Raw genomic sequence first — 14,652 nt, 5'->3', positions numbered from 1 at the left:
AAATGGATTACTTTATTTTTATTTTGGCAATATCGCTGACACTAGTTTTTGTAGTATTGTTTTGGATAGGATCAAAAATACTTGATCGCTACAAAAAAACTTTTAATATGTCGCTTGGTCAAAGTCTTTGGGAAAGTTTTATATTGATACCAAGTAGTAAGATTTGGACTATGGCTGCCGTTGCATCAGTGTGTGTTGGTTTATTTATATACTTGCTTACTCGATCTTGGATGTTTTCAATAGTTTTTGCTGTAGTGATTCTAATTCTTCCTCCACTAGGAGCTAAGTGGTTAATAAAAAAACGTCAAAAGAAATTAATACAGCAGTTTCCAGATTTTTTATTATCCCTATCAAACGCCCTTAAATCAGGAGCTGGTCTACAGCATTCTATTAAGTTAATTAATGAAACGAGCGAAAAACCTATTTCTCAAGAATTTGCATTATTTTTACACCAGATTAGATTAGGTAGTTCTGTTGAAGAAAGTTTAACTGTTTTACTACAAAGAAACCCTTCAATGAATATGAGCCAATTCGTAACTCTAGTAAAAGTTTCATATAAAACTGGGGGTAATTTAGCCAACATGCTAGAGGTTCTCTCTACTAATATGCGAGAAAATAATTTGCTTATAAAGAAGATTGATGCACTTACAAGTCAAAGCAGAATGCAGTCCTGGATTATGACTTTACTTCCAATATTTCTACTTATGGTGTTATCAGTAGTGGCTCCAAATCTAACTAATTATTTTTGGGAGCATAAATATGGATATTTTGCCCTAGCCCTAATTGTAATAATGGAAATTGGTGGCTTTCTAACTATGAAAAAACTTATGAAAATTAGAGTTATATGATGTGGATGTCCTTAACTATTTTATTAGTATTATTATCTCTAGCTGGGTTGATACTATTATTAGTTGGTGACTTTAGTTTAGATGGTTTAGGAAAGAAAATAATTAAAATTTTGGGCTGGCAATTTGGTGCAGGTTTAAATGTCTCTTTAGCTAAATCAGGTTTAAGTACTAAATGGACCCCTCATAAATTGGTTGGGTTAGTTGCATTTGTTATTTTGTTTGAGCTGGTCTTGGTTTTATGGGTGATTCTAGCTGATTTGCAAATCCTGTATCTTTATATTTTGTTTATATTTATTTTTATTACTTTATTGTGGCCTAAAGCATATATAAAAAGATATATATCGAAAAGAAGAACTGAATTAAGCGAAATTTTTCCATTTTTTCTTGATGTTTTAAGTGTAAGCTTATCTTCAGGACAAAATTTCACTATGAGTTTGCAATATGCTTTTAATTCCTTACCTAATGGAGTTTTAAAGGACGAATTAGGTTTTACTATTAGGGAGATGCAAGCTGGCAAACCTAAGTTAGAAGCCATTGATGATATGGCACAAAGATCTGATTTAAATGTAGTAAAACAGTGGGTTAACAATATTAAACAAGCTGATCAATTGGGATTGCAATTAGCTAGTGCTTTCAGAGCCCAAGCTAGCTATATAAGAAAACAAAGATACTTAATGGCTGAAAAACTTGCTTTTGAGGCTCCAGTCAAAATGTTATTTCCTCTAGTATTTTTTATTTTCCCATGCACATTTATAGTCCTGTTATTCCCTGTATTTATGCAGATATTAGAAAGTTGGTAAGCACATGAGATTTAAAAATGTATTGGTTATTGACATTTGTGGCAATCAAAAGAGGGTGGCAATAGCAAGTACTTTTAGAGAAAAATTGGTGGGGATGATAGGTTCGAAAAAGCGGAGGAATTTTGATTTTTTACTGATTGAGAATTGCAATTCTGTACATACTTTTTTTATGAGTGAGCATATAGATGTGATATTTGTAGGTGATAGTTTTGAATTAATAAAAGTCAAGGAGAAACTAGCACCATGGAGAACCCAATTTTGCTCAAGAGCGAAATATGTGATTGAAGGTCCTCCACTAGCTAGCAAGCACACCCGATCGGAGTCGGATGATAGGGGTGCTGAGGACTACATGTCTTATGTAGAAATAGTAAAAGCAGTTAGGAATTCATTAAAGTTATGATGTTTAAACAGAGCTTAGTTCCATAATGAATTCCAGGAATTACACAAGCCCAAAGTGCAATAATTAAAAAATCTTCAAATTTATAAAAAAATTTAGCTAATCCTGAGATTTTGGAGTCAGATGAATTATTAAGTTTTAAGTCTTTCATGATATATGTATAAATTAACAGTATTTTTAATACTGTACATCTTTACAGTATTAATTTCAAGGATGTTTTGTTTAACTGTTGTATTTATTTACAGTATCTAGATGTGGCTAATTTGGATAAAAAAACTTTGTTAATTAGTTAATTTAGTTTAGAATAGTTGGTTTCTCATCCTCTAGTGGTTTTAAGTAGCACGGTTGCTTCTTAGGAATAAATAATAAAACTAATTTTTAGCCATGTATGATGAATAAGGACATAATATGAATTTGATTCAAACTTTAGAGCAAGAAGAGATTGCTCGTCTTACAGGGGGCAAACCTGTAGTTGACTTTGCTCCTGGTGATACTGTAGTAGTAAACGTTAACGTAGTTGAAGGTAACCGTAAGCGTGTTCAGGCTTATGAAGGCGTGGTTATCGCAAAACGTAATCGTGGTTTAAACTCTGCTTTTATCGTACGTAAAATTTCATCTGGTGAAGCAGTAGAGCGTACATTTCAGCTTTATTCACCTCAGATAGCTTCAATTGAAGTTAAACGTCGTGGTGCTGTTAGACGTGCGAAACTTTATTATTTACGTAACCGTTCAGGTAAAGCAGCACGTATTAAAGAAAAATTAGTTAGAAAAGCAACTGTATCTGAATAAGCTTTAGATCTAACTTCACTTAATAAGTTAGGTTGCATGGCGTTAAAATCAGCCTTTACCTCAAATGGTGAGGGCAATATGTCATTAGCTGCTGGTATTTAGGTTAACTTTAACTAATACCTCTCAGGTGCATTGCACTCAGCCAAGATTCTGGTATATAAATCGTACCTATCTTGGCTGATTTTATTTTCTCTTAGTGCTTCTGTGATAGCACAACTTGGTTCGGTTAAATGCTGACAGTTGTAAAATTTGCATTTTCCAACGTAAGGCATAAATTCTGGAAAACCTTCTGTTAATTCGTTTTGAGTTAAATGCTTTAGACCAAAAGTCTGGAACCCTGGTGAATCTATAATCCGACCATTAAAATCTGATATGTCATACATGTGAGTTGTAGTGGTGGTGTGTTTGCCACTACCTAAAGCCACGGAAAATTCTTGAGTTGAGGCGTTTGCATCTTTAACTAAGATATTAAGCAAGCTTGATTTGCCCATGCCACTTTGCCCTAAAAGTATGGAAGTCTTTCCTTCAAAATATGGCTTCAAGGTACTTATCACTTTAGTGGGATGTTTTTTTGAAGTTTCTACTATAGATAGATTTAATTCTTTATAAATTGCAAGTTTTGCACGAGCAATATCAGCACTTTCTAAATCTACCTTATTAAGTATTATTAGCGGTTCTATTCCTTCGCTAGTCGCAGCTACTATAGCCCTACCTAACAAATCCTGACTAAACTCAGGCTCCACACCAACGACAATAGCTAGTAAATCAACATTTGAAGCAAATAGCTTTATTCTCATATCGTCTGAACGATACAGCAAATTTTTTCTATTTAGAACATATTTTATTAAGGCTTCACCAGAATCCGCACCTTCTGGGAATTCTAGTTCAACCATATCACCAACACAAATACCAGCCCGTTTTCCTTTGACGTAGCAATGATAGACTTTCTCATAGCCATCCACTGGGACTTTAACTTTAAAATTTTTGCCAAATGCTGATATGACTTGTGCTTGTATGGCATTATCTATGTTCATCGCTTAAAATGATTTGTTTAAAAGAAAAGGTTATTTTAATGCCAAATAAATCTCATCGTATGGTATGGCTTGATATGGAGATGACTGGTCTGAATCCTGATCAGGACAGAATAATTGAAGTTGCCGTAATCATAACCGAGGCGGATTTGTCTGTAGTCGCAGAAGCTCCTGTTTATGTTATACATCAGGATGATGCTATCCTTAATTCTATGGACAAATGGAATACCTCAACCCACACAAAATCAGGTCTTGTTTCGAAAGTTAAAGAATCAAAATTAAATGAAGCCCAAGTGGAAGAGGCTTTACTTAAATTCTTTAAGGAGCATATACCAGAAGGTTGCATACCGTTATGCGGAAACTCTGTAAATCAAGATAGGAGATTTATGTTTAAGTACATGCCTAAGCTTGAAAAGTATCTTCATTATAGGACAGTAGATGTTTCTACATTTAAGGAGTTAGCTAAAAGGTGGAAACCAGAAGTCTACAATTCCTTTAAAAAGCAAGGTAAGCATGAGGCTTTAGCGGATATATATGAATCGATAGAAGAATTAAAGCACTACAGAGAGCACTTTATAAAGGAATAGCATTGCCACTAAATAGACCGTATATAGCTGGTATTGGTACTGATTTACTTCATTTAGCACGAATTCAAAAAGCATACGATAAATTTGGATTAAAGTTTGCCACTCGCGTTCTTGGACTTGATGAACTGGAGGTATTTCAAAATCGCTTTGAAAGGGATCAAAAAAGGGGGATTCGGTACATTGCGACTAGGTTTGCTGCGAAAGAGGCATTTGCAAAAGCTATAGGATTGGGTATCCATAGTCCGATGTACTGGTCGAGGATTCAAATTCTCAACGCAAAAAGTGGAAAAACCGAAATTATTCTTAACGGCCCTCTCAAAAATTGGTATGAAGAACGTTTTGGACATGGGCATGTTTCGCTTACTGACGAATCAGATATTGTTATGGCATTCGTAGTTTTAGAAAGAAAGGATTAGATATGGCAGGACCAGTTTTAGTAGACATCGAAGGGTATGAATTGCAATCCCATGAGTGCGATCGTATTCAGCATCCGCTAGTAGGAGGATTGATTCTGTTTTCACGCAATTATAAAGATCCATCTCAACTTAAAGAGCTTACCCAACAGATAAAAGAAGCTAGGGCTGCATCAACTGATTCAAAGATACTAATTACCGTGGATCATGAGGGAGGACGAGTTCAAAGATTCAAGACAGAGGGGTTTACACATATAGTCTCTATGGCTAGTTTGGGTAGGCTTTATGACAGATATCCCGAAAGTGCAATAAAAGTTGCAACTGAATTTGCGTATATTATGGCAATGGAACTCTTATCATGCGGAGTTGATTTTTCTTATGCACCTGTGCTTGATTTGGACTATGGCTTTAGTACAGTTATTGGAGACAGGGCTTTTCATAAAGACCCCAAAGTTGTAGCTATATTATCGCGGGCATTTATTCAGGGTTTGTCTAAAGCTGGGATGGCTTCATGTGGAAAGCATTTTCCAGGACATGGATATGTAGAAGCTGATTCACACATAGCCATACCTGAAGATGATAGAACTCTAGATGAAATTTTATCTAGGGATACGAAACCTTATGAATGGTTGGGTGATTTAGTATTGCCATCAGTAATGCTTGCTCATGTTATCTATACAAAGGTTGATAAGCATAATGCATGTTTCTCCAAGGTTTGGGTGCAAGATATCTTGCGCAATCGCTTAGGTTATGATGGCTTGATTTTCTCAGATGATTTGACTATGGAAGGAGCAAGTTACATAGGAGATATAACAGCTAGAGGAGAGGCTGCTTTGAATGCAGGATGTGATATGGTTATGGTTTGCAATAAACCTAATCTAGCTGACGAGCTTTTAGAAAAACTTGACTACAATCCGAATCAAAACCCTAATTTAGAACGTAGATTAAATGAGTTATTTCCCAAATATAAAACTGTAGAATGGGATGAATTAGCACAATCCACTACTTATAAAAATGCAAGATGCGCAACAGATAAAGTCTTTTCTTAAAGAGCTACCTGATCTTCCAGGAGTCTATCGACATATTGATGCTTCGGATACGGTCTTATATGTTGGGAAGGCAAAGAATTTAAAAAAAAGAGTAAGCCAGTACTACGCAAAAACCCTACAAAGTCCTCGTGTAGCTTTGATGATGGCAAAAGTTGTACGCACTGAATACACAGTTACGAATTCAGAATCTGAAGCATTGATTCTAGAAAATAATCTTATTAAGAATTTACATCCAAGATATAACATTCTTTTTAGGGACGATAAAACATATCCGTTTTTAAAATTCAGTGCTCATCAATTTCCGCAAATTTCATTTTATAGAGGTTCTACAAATAAACCAGGTAAGTTTTTTGGACCATATCCCAATGGTTATGCAGTTGGGCAGACTATTGAAGTTTTACAGAGGGTTTTTAGACTAAGGACGTGTGCAGATAGTGTATTTCAAAATCGTTCAAGACCTTGCATGCAATTTCAGATAAAGCGATGTTCTGGTCCTTGCACGGGATTTATAAGCAAAGAAGAATATGAAAGTGATGTAAAAAATGCCGTTGATTTTTTAGATGGCAAAACTCCAGATGTATTGAAAAATATTGAGACCAAAATGCTTACGGCCTCAGAAGTAATGAACTATGAGTTGGCCGCCATTTACCGCGATCAAATAAAGGCATTGGGTACGATTATGAATTCACAATCTATGGAAGTTTCTCCTAAGATTAATTCGGATATTATTGCCATCGCACAACTTGACGGCAAAACTTGTATAAATCTAGCCATGGTTCGTAAGGGTCGTCACCTAGGAGATAAATCAATAATACCTACACATGTACATGGAGATGAGGCTAGCATAATACTAGAGGCTTTTATTAGTTCTCACTATTTAAATCATGAAATTCCAGAGACTTTGGTGTTATCACATGAGTTACATGATAGAAGTGTTATTGAGTTATTTGAAAGTAAATATCACAAAAAGGTACACATTGTAGCTAGGGCAAATTCTCTGCAGAAGACATGGCTTGAACTAGCAATTAAAAATGCTGAACTTGCTTTGGCACGTGAACTTAATGAATCTACTAAAGCAGAAAAACGAACTTTAGCATTTGCACAGGTGCTCGGTTTGTCCACAGATTTAGACTCACTTAATGAATTATCAATTGAGTGTTTTGACATCAGTCACACATCAGGGGAGGCTACGCAAGCTTCCTGCGTGGTTTACCAATATCATGATATGCAGTCTTCCCGTTACCGTCGATACAATATTAATGGCATAACTGAAGGTGATGACTATGCTGCTATGGAACAAGTATTAACTCGCAGATATTCAAACTTTTTGAAGGATGGTATCGATCTTCCAGATATTGTTTTAATTGATGGCGGTAAGGGGCAGATTGGGGTAGCCAAAAGGGTATTCGAGGAACTTGGTCTAGATTTAAGTAAAATTGTTGGTGTTGCAAAAGGGGAAGGACGCAAAGTTGGTCTTGAAACCTTGCATTTTGTAGATGGACGTGCCCCTTTAGAACTTGGTGTACAGTCTTCTGCCTTAATGCTTATTGCAAGCATAAGAGATGAAGCTCATAGATTTGCAATTACAGGAATGCGTAATCGCAGGGCTAAACAGCGTAACGTTTCTCGACTTGAAGATATTGATGGTGTAGGTCCTAAGAGAAGGCAAAAGTTGCTTGCAAGATTTGGGGGATTTACTGAAGTTTGCAATGCAAGTATTGCTGACTTGCAGTCTGTAGAAGGTATCTCACGTGAGATTGCCGAGAAAATTTATTATGCTCTGAGGTAGGTGCATGAAAAATATTCCTATGACTCTAACTTGGTTACGAGTCTATTTGATTCCTTTATTTTTAATTTGCTTTCTAATTCCAAATGGTTGGATTGGAGGAGATTTATATTTGCAATATCGCGATTCGATTGCCTGCATAATATTCGTTATTGCATCTGTTACAGATTATTTTGACGGATATCTAGCACGCAAATGGAATCAAACATCCGCCTTTGGAGCTTTTTTAGATCCAGTGGCTGATAAGCTTATGGTTTGTGTAGCCTTGTTGATATTGCTTAACCTTGGAAGAGTTAATGTAGTTATTGTGTTTGTTATCATTGCCAGAGAAATTACAGTCTCAGCTTTGAGGGAATGGATGGCAACTAGAAATGCACGTGACGTAGTAGCCGTAAATTCCATAGGTAAATGGAAAACTGCAACTCAAATGATGGCAATCCCTATGTTACTTTTGGACTCTTTTGGTTATTATTGGGTTCACTATACAGGGCATGTTTTACTGATATGTGCCACAATATTAACAATTATTTCTATGTGGGTTTATTTAAAATCTGCATGGCCTATTATGAGAACTGAGTAGGAGTTTTTGATGAAAGTTTTAGTCCCTGTAAAAAGGGTTGTAGATTTTAATATCAAAGTTAGAGTTAAATCTGATAACTCTTCTGTAGATACCGACAATCTTAAGATGTCTATGAATCCCTTTGATGAGATTGCAGTGGAAGAGGCTTCCAGAATGAAAGAAGCAGGTAAAGTGTCAGAGGTTGTAGCTGTAACTGTGGGCGTATCTCAAGCTCAAGATCAGCTTAGATCGGCTATGGCTATGGGAGCTGATAGAGGTGTTCTTGTTGAAACCACTGAATCTGTTCAGCCATTAGGAATTGCAAAGCTACTAAAAGAAGTTGCTATAAAAGAAGATGCAAAACTTATTCTTTTAGGAAAACAAGCTATAGATGATGATTCTAACCAAACTGGTCAGATGCTTGCAGCTTTGTTGGACTGGCCTCAAGCTACATTTGCTAGCAAAATTGAGCTTTTGGAAGATAAAGCAGTTGTTACACGAGAAATAGATGGCGGTCTTGAAACTATTGAAGTTTCACTTCCTGCTGTAATTACTGTTGACTTACGCCTAAACGAACCTAGATTTGCGACTCTACCTAAGATTATGCAAGCTAAGAAAAAGCCTATAGATAAATTTACTCCTGAAGAATTATCAGTCGATGTAACTCCTAAGATTAAAACAATAAAAGTAACAGAACCTGTTAATCGTTCTGGTGGTGAAATTCTTCCAGATGTAGCTACTTTAGTTGATAAATTAAAAAATGAGAAAAAGGTGATTTAATGAAAGTATTAGTTATCGCAGATTATGAGCAGGGTGTCATTAAGCCATCTACTTTATCTACCATAGCAGCCGCTCAAAAATTATCTATGGATATAGACCTTTTGTTGGCAGGTAAAGGTGTAGAATCAGTGGCTTCAATTGCATCTCAATATCAAGGTGTTAGTAAAGTTTTGGTTGCTGATGGGGACTCATTAGATCATAACCTAGCAGAAAATTTAAGTAAGCAGGTTTTAAAATTAGCAGAATCTTATTCTCACATTTTATTTTCTGCATCATCAGTTGGTAAAAGTACAGCCCCTAGAGTAGCAGCTAAATTAGACGTGCCTCAGGTATCTGAAATCACATCCGTTATTGATTCTCAGACTTTTGAAAGACCAATATACGCAGGAAATGCTATTGCAACTGTTCAGACATCTGAACCTAAAGTTGTTATTACTGTGCGTGCTACAGCATTTGATGCAGTTGGAACATCTGGTGGGTCTGCCTCTGTAGAATCTGTAGAAACTGTAGAATCTGATTCTCGAGTTAAGTTTATCTCTCAAGAGATGACTAAGAGTGAACGACCTGAACTTTCAGATGCAAAAATAGTTATATCTGGTGGTAGGGCTTTAGGAAGTGCTGAAAATTTCCAAATGCTATACGAATTAGCAGATAAATTAGGTGCAGCTGTAGGAGCTTCACGTGCAGCAGTGGACATGGGTTTCGCGCCAAATGATTTGCAAGTAGGTCAAACTGGAAAAATCGTAGCCCCTCAGCTATATATAGCAGTAGGTATTTCAGGTGCGATCCAGCACTTAGCAGGTATGAAGGATTCAAAAGTTATAGTAGCTATAAATAAAGATCCAGAGGCACCAATTTTTAATATTGCTGATTATGGGCTGGTTGGTGATTTATTTGAAATAATACCTCAACTGAACGCAGCCCTATAATTCAAAGAATTAGCAATATATGGCCCATTAGTTTTACTCTATTAAATCTTTGGGCCTATTCATAAAAATATCTTTATATGCGTTAAATGCAGCTACGTAAATTAGCACATTTATAAACATACCACCTAAGAAGAAAACTATTTCAAAAATCCATAGATTTGGCGAATTCACTAATAAGACGATAAGGCCTATTTGCATTATAAATATCGATGCATACATAAGTGAAAGAGCTAAAAAATTATCTATAGTGGCTTTAAACGAAACCACTACAGCATCTTTAATATCCAAATCTTCCCAGCTAGCAAGTACTGGTACCCAAAGTAAAAAAATAAAAATTAAGTAAATTAATAAAAACGTTCCAATAATAAATAAATAGTTATGAAGGTAATAACTGTTTTTAAAATCTTGAGTACTAAACCACTTTGCAAGATTTGGGTCATAATGGGATAAATAGGTAGCGATTAATAAAACCCCGACTATATAAAGTAATCCAACAGTGAAAAATCCAAGAAGCGTTTTGTTTGTAGTGAACTTCTTAAAAAGGTCGGACACAATAAGCTTTTTGTTTTTATAAATGCTGTAAGAGGCATTAAAGTAGACCATTTGAAATATAGCTATAACAAACCCTACAGCAAAAAAACCTAGTAATAATGATCCAAAAATAAAAATAGTTAGAAGAAAAGTTATTGATAAATTAATGATTAGATATGATAAGAAATTTTTAATTATCATATCGAACCCTTCGGTTAGCCATTTAAGCCCTGTTTTTATTGGAAAAGTATTATATTTTGTAATGCTCATATTTTATAAAGGTAAAGAAATGATATTTTCTGTTAGTCTTTTAATTAAGATTCGCTCAAAATGAGTCGGATCATGTGGTTTTAAATTTTGGGCATCACGAGGTAGATAGAAATCATACAAACGCGAACTCCAAAAGCGTAAAGCAGCCGCTTGTAATGCGTAAGGCCATAATTGTGCTTCTAAAGGTTCAAAGGGTCTCACTTTCGAATAGCTATCAAGCCAAACCTGTGCTAATTCAAAATCAAGCTCTCCAGTTGATCTATCGATGCACCAATCGTTCAAAGCAACTGCAATATCAAAAATAAAATTATCTACTCCAGAGAAATAAAAATCAATCACCCCGCCAACTGATGGACTATCGGATTCGGAATTAATAATTAAAACATTATCCCTAAAAAGGTCACAATGACAAGCACCCTTTGGAATCCCACTAGACCATTGCTCGCTATTTTGTATCTCTATTTGTTTTTTTAAAGTAGATTCGTATAGAGAGTTTTGGTCAGCATTTAAAAAAGGTTTTAGCTTGGGGTAGACATCAGTCCACCAAGATAGGCCCCTGAAATTTTCTTGATAAATTGTGAAATCCCTTGAGGCAATATGCATTTGAGCCTGCACATTAGCCACTATTGAGCAATGCAAGGCATTAGGGTGTATAACGTGCTTACCCTTTTGTTTTGTGGCAATAATTGCTGGTTTGCCTTTTAAAATGCAAATAAGTTCTTGAGATTTATTTCTTTGAGGTTTGGGTACTGGAAGCCCCTTTATAGCTAAATGAAGCATAAATTCAATGTAATAGGGCAATTGTTCTACTTTCAAGATTTCGAAAATAGTTAGAACAAACTCTCCTTTTGTGGTGTATACAAAGAAGTTAGAGTTCTCGATGCCCGCAGTTATACCCTCAAAACTAATTAAATCTCCGATGTTGAATTCACTTAAAAATTTTTTTAATTCTTCTTCTGTAATAGAGGTGAATACTGCCATAGATATATTTATGCTAGATTGCTAAAATAATTTTTCATTTTATCAAAAGAAGCACATTGCCACGAAGTGAAAGCTGCGTTTAATTTTAGACTTACAAGCCTTTTTAACAAGGTTAATCTTTTTTCTGAGCCCTCGATTATTTTGTGGGCTGCTTTGCTTGGAGTTGCAGGTGGCTTAACTACTGTGGCATTTCATGAGTGTGTGAAATTACTCCAGGATTTGCATAGCGGGACATACGGAGATGTAGTACAAATTGCTTCAAATTGGTCAACTTGGGAGAAGCTTTTGATTCCTTCCTTAGGTGGTCTTTTAGGGGGACTTGGACTTTACTATGCTTCAAAAATTAAAGTTGATGCTAACTCAGATTATATGGAGGCAGTTGCCATAGGTAATGGGCACCTTTCACTACGTCAAGGATTGTTGCGTATTGGGTCAGCACTTAGTGTATCAGCCACTGGATGGTCTTTGGGGCGAGAAGGTCCTATTATTCACTTAGCTTCAATGGTTGGCTCAGCTTTAGGTAGGGCAAATAAAATTGAAGGGAATTATTTAAGAATGCTAGTGGCCTGTGGTGCGGCTGCTGGGGTTTCTGCGGCATATTTTGCTCCAATTGCTGGTGCACTTTTTATCGCTGAAATTGTTCTTGGAAGTATGGCTAGCCATGTATTAGCACCATTACTTATTTCGTCTTCATCTGCCTATATCACTATAACAATACTTGGTTACGAGCCTTGGTTATACCAATTGCCTCCTATATATTTAGTGGGCGAAAAGGAGCTACTACTATCAATTGTGATTGGTATCCTATCAGGATTTGGTGCTCCACTGTTTTTAAAACTTTTGTCATTAACTCGTGACTTGTACTCAAAAACAGGTATGGCATTGCCTTTGCGTATGACATTGGCGGGTTTTCTTTTAGGATGTATTTTTTTAATTGAACCTACTGCTGCGGGCAAAGGAGACACGCTTATTCACTCATTTATGATTGATGAGTCCTGGGTTTTAAGGTCAGTTGTTTTTATTTTAATTATTAAATTAATTTCTACTAGTGTGAGTGTAGGTTCGGGTGCTGTCGGAGGGGTGATTACGCCAATTATGTTTATTGGTGCGTGTACGGCTATGATAGTAACTCATGCCTTTGCCCTGATTCACCCTAGTGTTTTGCACTTCACTCCAGTGTTTGTTTTAGTGGGTATGGGTGCATTTCTAACAGCAGGGACATCTGCACCTATTGTGGCTATAGTTTTGCTAATGGAGATGACTAATAGTCTACAGATCGCAGCACCTTTAATTTTTGCTTCAGTTATATCTTTTTATATTTCTCGTCTATTTACTGGTACTGTGATGTTTGGTATCACAACCAAAAGAGAAAAACAAGATTTAGTAAGCCTGAGAATCTCTCAATTAAAAGTCAGAGACTTACTTAGCCCAGTTGACACAACATTAGATCCAACTCAAACATTAAGAGAGGCTTTGGCTATTTTTGCAAACACTGGAGTAAAAAATCTTTTTGTTATTTCTCAAGATCGTGAATATTTAGGAATTCTAACTAATAAAAACATAACTCAAGGCATAATGTCTAGCAGTCCCCTTGATGAGCCGATACCTGCAGACTTTATTCAAAGAAGTTTTGTGGACCCCCTCAAACTGGATATGGGTTTGGATGAAGTTCAAAATAGCTTTTTTTCTTATAACGGTGAAAGGCTTCCAGTCGTTGATAATAGTGAAAAACCTAAGCTAGTTGGCTTGGTGTATAAGTCAGACCTACTTCGTAAACTTTCTGAGATTAAAAAAATTGATGAAAGACGAGGGTACAAGGCAGTAGACATTAGAAAATGATAGATCAAAAACTTAACAGAGGCAGAAGGGTATCTGTAGCCCCTATGCTTGATGTCACTGATAAACATTGCCGTTTTTTTCATAGATTGCTTTCTCCCGAAGCCCTGCTTTTTACTGAAATGGTCACTACTGGTGCATTAATATTTGGAGATGTGCCTCGTCATTTAGACTTTAATGTTGAGGAGCACCCAGTTGCATTGCAACTTGGAGGAGCAGAACCCAAGGATTTAGCTTACTGTTCAAAGCTAGGTGAAGAATGGGGATATGACGAAATAAACTTAAATTGTGGATGCCCGTCAGATAGAGTTCAGAAGGGATCATTTGGTGCATGCTTAATGCTCGAGCCTGATTTGGTTGCCGATTGCTGGGTGGCAATGAACGAGTGCACCACAGTACCAATCTCTATTAAACACCGTCTTGGAGTTGATGATCATAATGATTATGAATTCGTATACCATTTCGTAAGTAAGCTATATGATGTCGGATGTCGTCTATTTATTACACATGCTAGAAATGCGTTTCTTAAAGGATTGAGTCCTAAGGATAATCGTTCTATTCCTCCACTTAAATATGACTATGTCTCTAGGCTGAAAGCTGATTTTCCAGATGCAAATTTTGTAATCAATGGAGGAATATCAAATTATGAATTGGCTATGCAGCTATTAGAGGAGTTTGATGGGATAATGCTGGGTAGATTAGCTTGGCATGAACCACGTGCGTTTATGAATATTGCCACTACAGAATTTGAAAGGTCTGAACCTCCAAACTTTACATTTATAAGAGATGCTTTAATTGGTTATGCTAAAAAAAACATAGAAAATGGTGGCAGTCTAAGAGAGGTTGTTAATCCTGTTCTTGGATTTATGAATGGTTTAAAAGGTGCAAGAAAATTTAGACAGATATTATCTAATCCTGACTTACTTAAGAGAAATGATATTTCAATAATAGGCGAAGCTTTTGCTCCTTTTTTATAAAATAACTTAGATGAAATTTGTTGATGAAAATCAACAAAACTAAAAAAAATATTCTCTAGTAGAAATTGTTGATAGCAAGTTAAATCCTA

At 36.0% G+C, this 14,652-nt stretch carries 16 protein-coding genes; 13 read left to right on the top strand and 3 right to left on the bottom strand.

Translation table 11 applies throughout. From position 1 onward, the window contains the following. Window positions 1-2: 2 nt before the first annotated feature. The 4 genes from KUI_RS04460 to rplS all read left to right on the top strand — a co-directional run bounded on the left by KUI_RS04460 (window position 3) and on the right by rplS (window position 2,834). Window positions 3-848 (top strand): type II secretion system F family protein, encoded by an 846-nt coding sequence (locus KUI_RS04460; protein WP_013522652.1) that lies wholly within the window; start codon window positions 3-5, stop codon window positions 846-848. 5 nt (window positions 849-853) lie between these two features. Next, on the top strand, window positions 854-1,648 hold the full coding sequence (locus KUI_RS04455; protein WP_225972036.1) for a type II secretion system F family protein: 795 nt from the start codon (window positions 854-856) through the stop codon (window positions 1,646-1,648). A gap of 4 nt (window positions 1,649-1,652) precedes the next feature. Further along, window positions 1,653-2,048: a DUF192 domain-containing protein gene (locus KUI_RS04450; protein ID WP_014840400.1), complete on the top strand. Its 396-nt coding sequence runs from the start codon at window positions 1,653-1,655 to the stop codon at window positions 2,046-2,048. A 405-nt stretch (window positions 2,049-2,453) separates the two neighbouring features. Then, window positions 2,454-2,834 carry a 50S ribosomal protein L19 gene (gene rplS, locus KUI_RS04440; protein ID WP_013522649.1) on the top strand — a complete coding sequence of 127 codons (381 nt, stop codon included), beginning with the start codon at window positions 2,454-2,456 and terminating at the stop codon, window positions 2,832-2,834. A gap of 113 nt (window positions 2,835-2,947) precedes the next feature. Here the strand turns inward: rplS and rsgA are convergent, their stop codons facing one another. Further along, entirely contained in the window at window positions 2,948-3,868 is a 921-nt protein-coding gene (gene rsgA, locus KUI_RS04435; RefSeq protein WP_014840398.1) for a ribosome small subunit-dependent GTPase A, read from the bottom strand. 38 nt (window positions 3,869-3,906) lie between these two features. Here rsgA and orn point away from each other — a divergent pair, with 38 nt between their 5' ends. From orn to KUI_RS04400, 7 genes are read left to right on the top strand one after another with little or no spacing between them, the layout of a single operon-like run. After that, the gene (gene orn, locus KUI_RS04430) at window positions 3,907-4,452 is read left to right on the top strand and encodes an oligoribonuclease (RefSeq protein WP_013522647.1); all 546 of its coding nucleotides are present in this window, start codon (window positions 3,907-3,909) and stop codon (window positions 4,450-4,452) included. Window positions 4,453-4,454: 2 nt separating this feature from the next. Beyond that, the gene (gene acpS, locus KUI_RS04425) at window positions 4,455-4,868 is read left to right on the top strand and encodes a holo-ACP synthase (protein WP_014840397.1); all 414 of its coding nucleotides are present in this window, start codon (window positions 4,455-4,457) and stop codon (window positions 4,866-4,868) included. A gap of 2 nt (window positions 4,869-4,870) precedes the next feature. Beyond that, window positions 4,871-5,914 (top strand): beta-N-acetylhexosaminidase, encoded by a 1,044-nt coding sequence (gene nagZ, locus KUI_RS04420; protein ID WP_014840396.1) that lies wholly within the window; start codon window positions 4,871-4,873, stop codon window positions 5,912-5,914. Continuing rightward, window positions 5,880-7,703, top strand: coding sequence for an excinuclease ABC subunit UvrC (gene uvrC / locus KUI_RS04415; protein ID WP_014840395.1), 1,824 nt, complete (start codon window positions 5,880-5,882; stop codon window positions 7,701-7,703). Before nagZ ends, uvrC begins: the two co-directional genes overlap by 35 nt. Window positions 7,704-7,707: 4 nt before the next feature. Next, window positions 7,708-8,280, top strand: coding sequence for a CDP-diacylglycerol--glycerol-3-phosphate 3-phosphatidyltransferase (pgsA, locus tag KUI_RS04410; protein WP_013522643.1), 573 nt, complete (start codon window positions 7,708-7,710; stop codon window positions 8,278-8,280). Window positions 8,281-8,289: 9 nt separating this feature from the next. Then, a complete protein-coding gene (locus KUI_RS04405; protein ID WP_013522642.1) occupies window positions 8,290-9,039 on the top strand; it encodes an electron transfer flavoprotein subunit beta/FixA family protein in 750 nt (249 codons plus the stop codon). Next, window positions 9,039-9,968: an electron transfer flavoprotein subunit alpha/FixB family protein gene (locus tag KUI_RS04400; RefSeq protein ID WP_013522641.1), complete on the top strand. Its 930-nt coding sequence runs from the start codon at window positions 9,039-9,041 to the stop codon at window positions 9,966-9,968. The genes KUI_RS04405 and KUI_RS04400 overlap by 1 nt, the downstream gene beginning before the upstream one ends. Window positions 9,969-10,001: 33 nt before the next feature. On the opposite strand, the gene KUI_RS04395 is transcribed toward KUI_RS04400, so the two are convergent. Both KUI_RS04395 and KUI_RS04390 read right to left on the bottom strand, forming a co-directional pair. Then, on the bottom strand, window positions 10,002-10,769 hold the full coding sequence (locus KUI_RS04395; RefSeq protein WP_014840394.1) for a BPSS1780 family membrane protein: 768 nt from the start codon (window positions 10,767-10,769) through the stop codon (window positions 10,002-10,004). A gap of 3 nt (window positions 10,770-10,772) precedes the next feature. Further along, a complete protein-coding gene (locus tag KUI_RS04390) occupies window positions 10,773-11,750 on the bottom strand; it encodes a homoserine kinase (RefSeq protein ID WP_014840393.1) in 978 nt (325 codons plus the stop codon). Window positions 11,751-11,816: 66 nt separating this feature from the next. Here KUI_RS04390 and KUI_RS04385 point away from each other — a divergent pair, with 66 nt between their 5' ends. Both KUI_RS04385 and dusA read left to right on the top strand, forming a co-directional pair. Beyond that, window positions 11,817-13,589, top strand: a complete 1,773-nt coding sequence (locus KUI_RS04385; protein WP_013522638.1) for a chloride channel protein — start codon at window positions 11,817-11,819, stop codon at window positions 13,587-13,589. After that, window positions 13,586-14,563, top strand: coding sequence for a tRNA dihydrouridine(20/20a) synthase DusA (gene dusA / locus KUI_RS04380; protein WP_013522637.1), 978 nt, complete (start codon window positions 13,586-13,588; stop codon window positions 14,561-14,563). Before KUI_RS04385 ends, dusA begins: the two co-directional genes overlap by 4 nt. The last annotated feature ends 89 nt before the right edge of the window (window positions 14,564-14,652 follow it).

It is taken from the genome of Taylorella equigenitalis ATCC 35865 (assembly GCF_000276685.1).
GTDB lineage: Bacteria > Pseudomonadota > Gammaproteobacteria > Burkholderiales > Burkholderiaceae_B > Taylorella > Taylorella equigenitalis.
Note: the sequence above shows the minus strand (reverse complement) of the source record. Positions and strands in the feature narration are given on the sequence as shown.

Bases quoted from the DNA above. Each gene is read 5' to 3' on its own strand.
- pgsA (WP_013522643.1), top strand. From the start codon at position 7,708: ATGAAAAATATTCCTATGACTCTAACTTGGTTACGAGTCTATTTGATT.
- uvrC (WP_014840395.1), top strand. From the start codon at position 5,880: ATGCAAGATGCGCAACAGATAAAGTCTTTTCTTAAAGAGCTACCTGAT.
- KUI_RS04400 (WP_013522641.1), top strand. From the start codon at position 9,039: ATGAAAGTATTAGTTATCGCAGATTATGAGCAGGGTGTCATTAAGCCA.
- KUI_RS04405 (WP_013522642.1), top strand. From the start codon at position 8,290: ATGAAAGTTTTAGTCCCTGTAAAAAGGGTTGTAGATTTTAATATCAAA.
- KUI_RS04395 (WP_014840394.1), bottom strand. From the start codon at position 10,769: ATGAGCATTACAAAATATAATACTTTTCCAATAAAAACAGGGCTTAAA.
- nagZ (WP_014840396.1), top strand. From the start codon at position 4,871: ATGGCAGGACCAGTTTTAGTAGACATCGAAGGGTATGAATTGCAATCC.
- KUI_RS04450 (WP_014840400.1), top strand. From the start codon at position 1,653: ATGAGATTTAAAAATGTATTGGTTATTGACATTTGTGGCAATCAAAAG.
- orn (WP_013522647.1), top strand. From the start codon at position 3,907: ATGCCAAATAAATCTCATCGTATGGTATGGCTTGATATGGAGATGACT.
- dusA (WP_013522637.1), top strand. From the start codon at position 13,586: ATGATAGATCAAAAACTTAACAGAGGCAGAAGGGTATCTGTAGCCCCT.
- rsgA (WP_014840398.1), bottom strand. From the start codon at position 3,868: ATGAACATAGATAATGCCATACAAGCACAAGTCATATCAGCATTTGGC.
- KUI_RS04390 (WP_014840393.1), bottom strand. From the start codon at position 11,750: ATGGCAGTATTCACCTCTATTACAGAAGAAGAATTAAAAAAATTTTTA.
- KUI_RS04460 (WP_013522652.1), top strand. From the start codon at position 3: ATGGATTACTTTATTTTTATTTTGGCAATATCGCTGACACTAGTTTTT.
- rplS (WP_013522649.1), top strand. From the start codon at position 2,454: ATGAATTTGATTCAAACTTTAGAGCAAGAAGAGATTGCTCGTCTTACA.
- KUI_RS04455 (WP_225972036.1), top strand. From the start codon at position 854: ATGTCCTTAACTATTTTATTAGTATTATTATCTCTAGCTGGGTTGATA.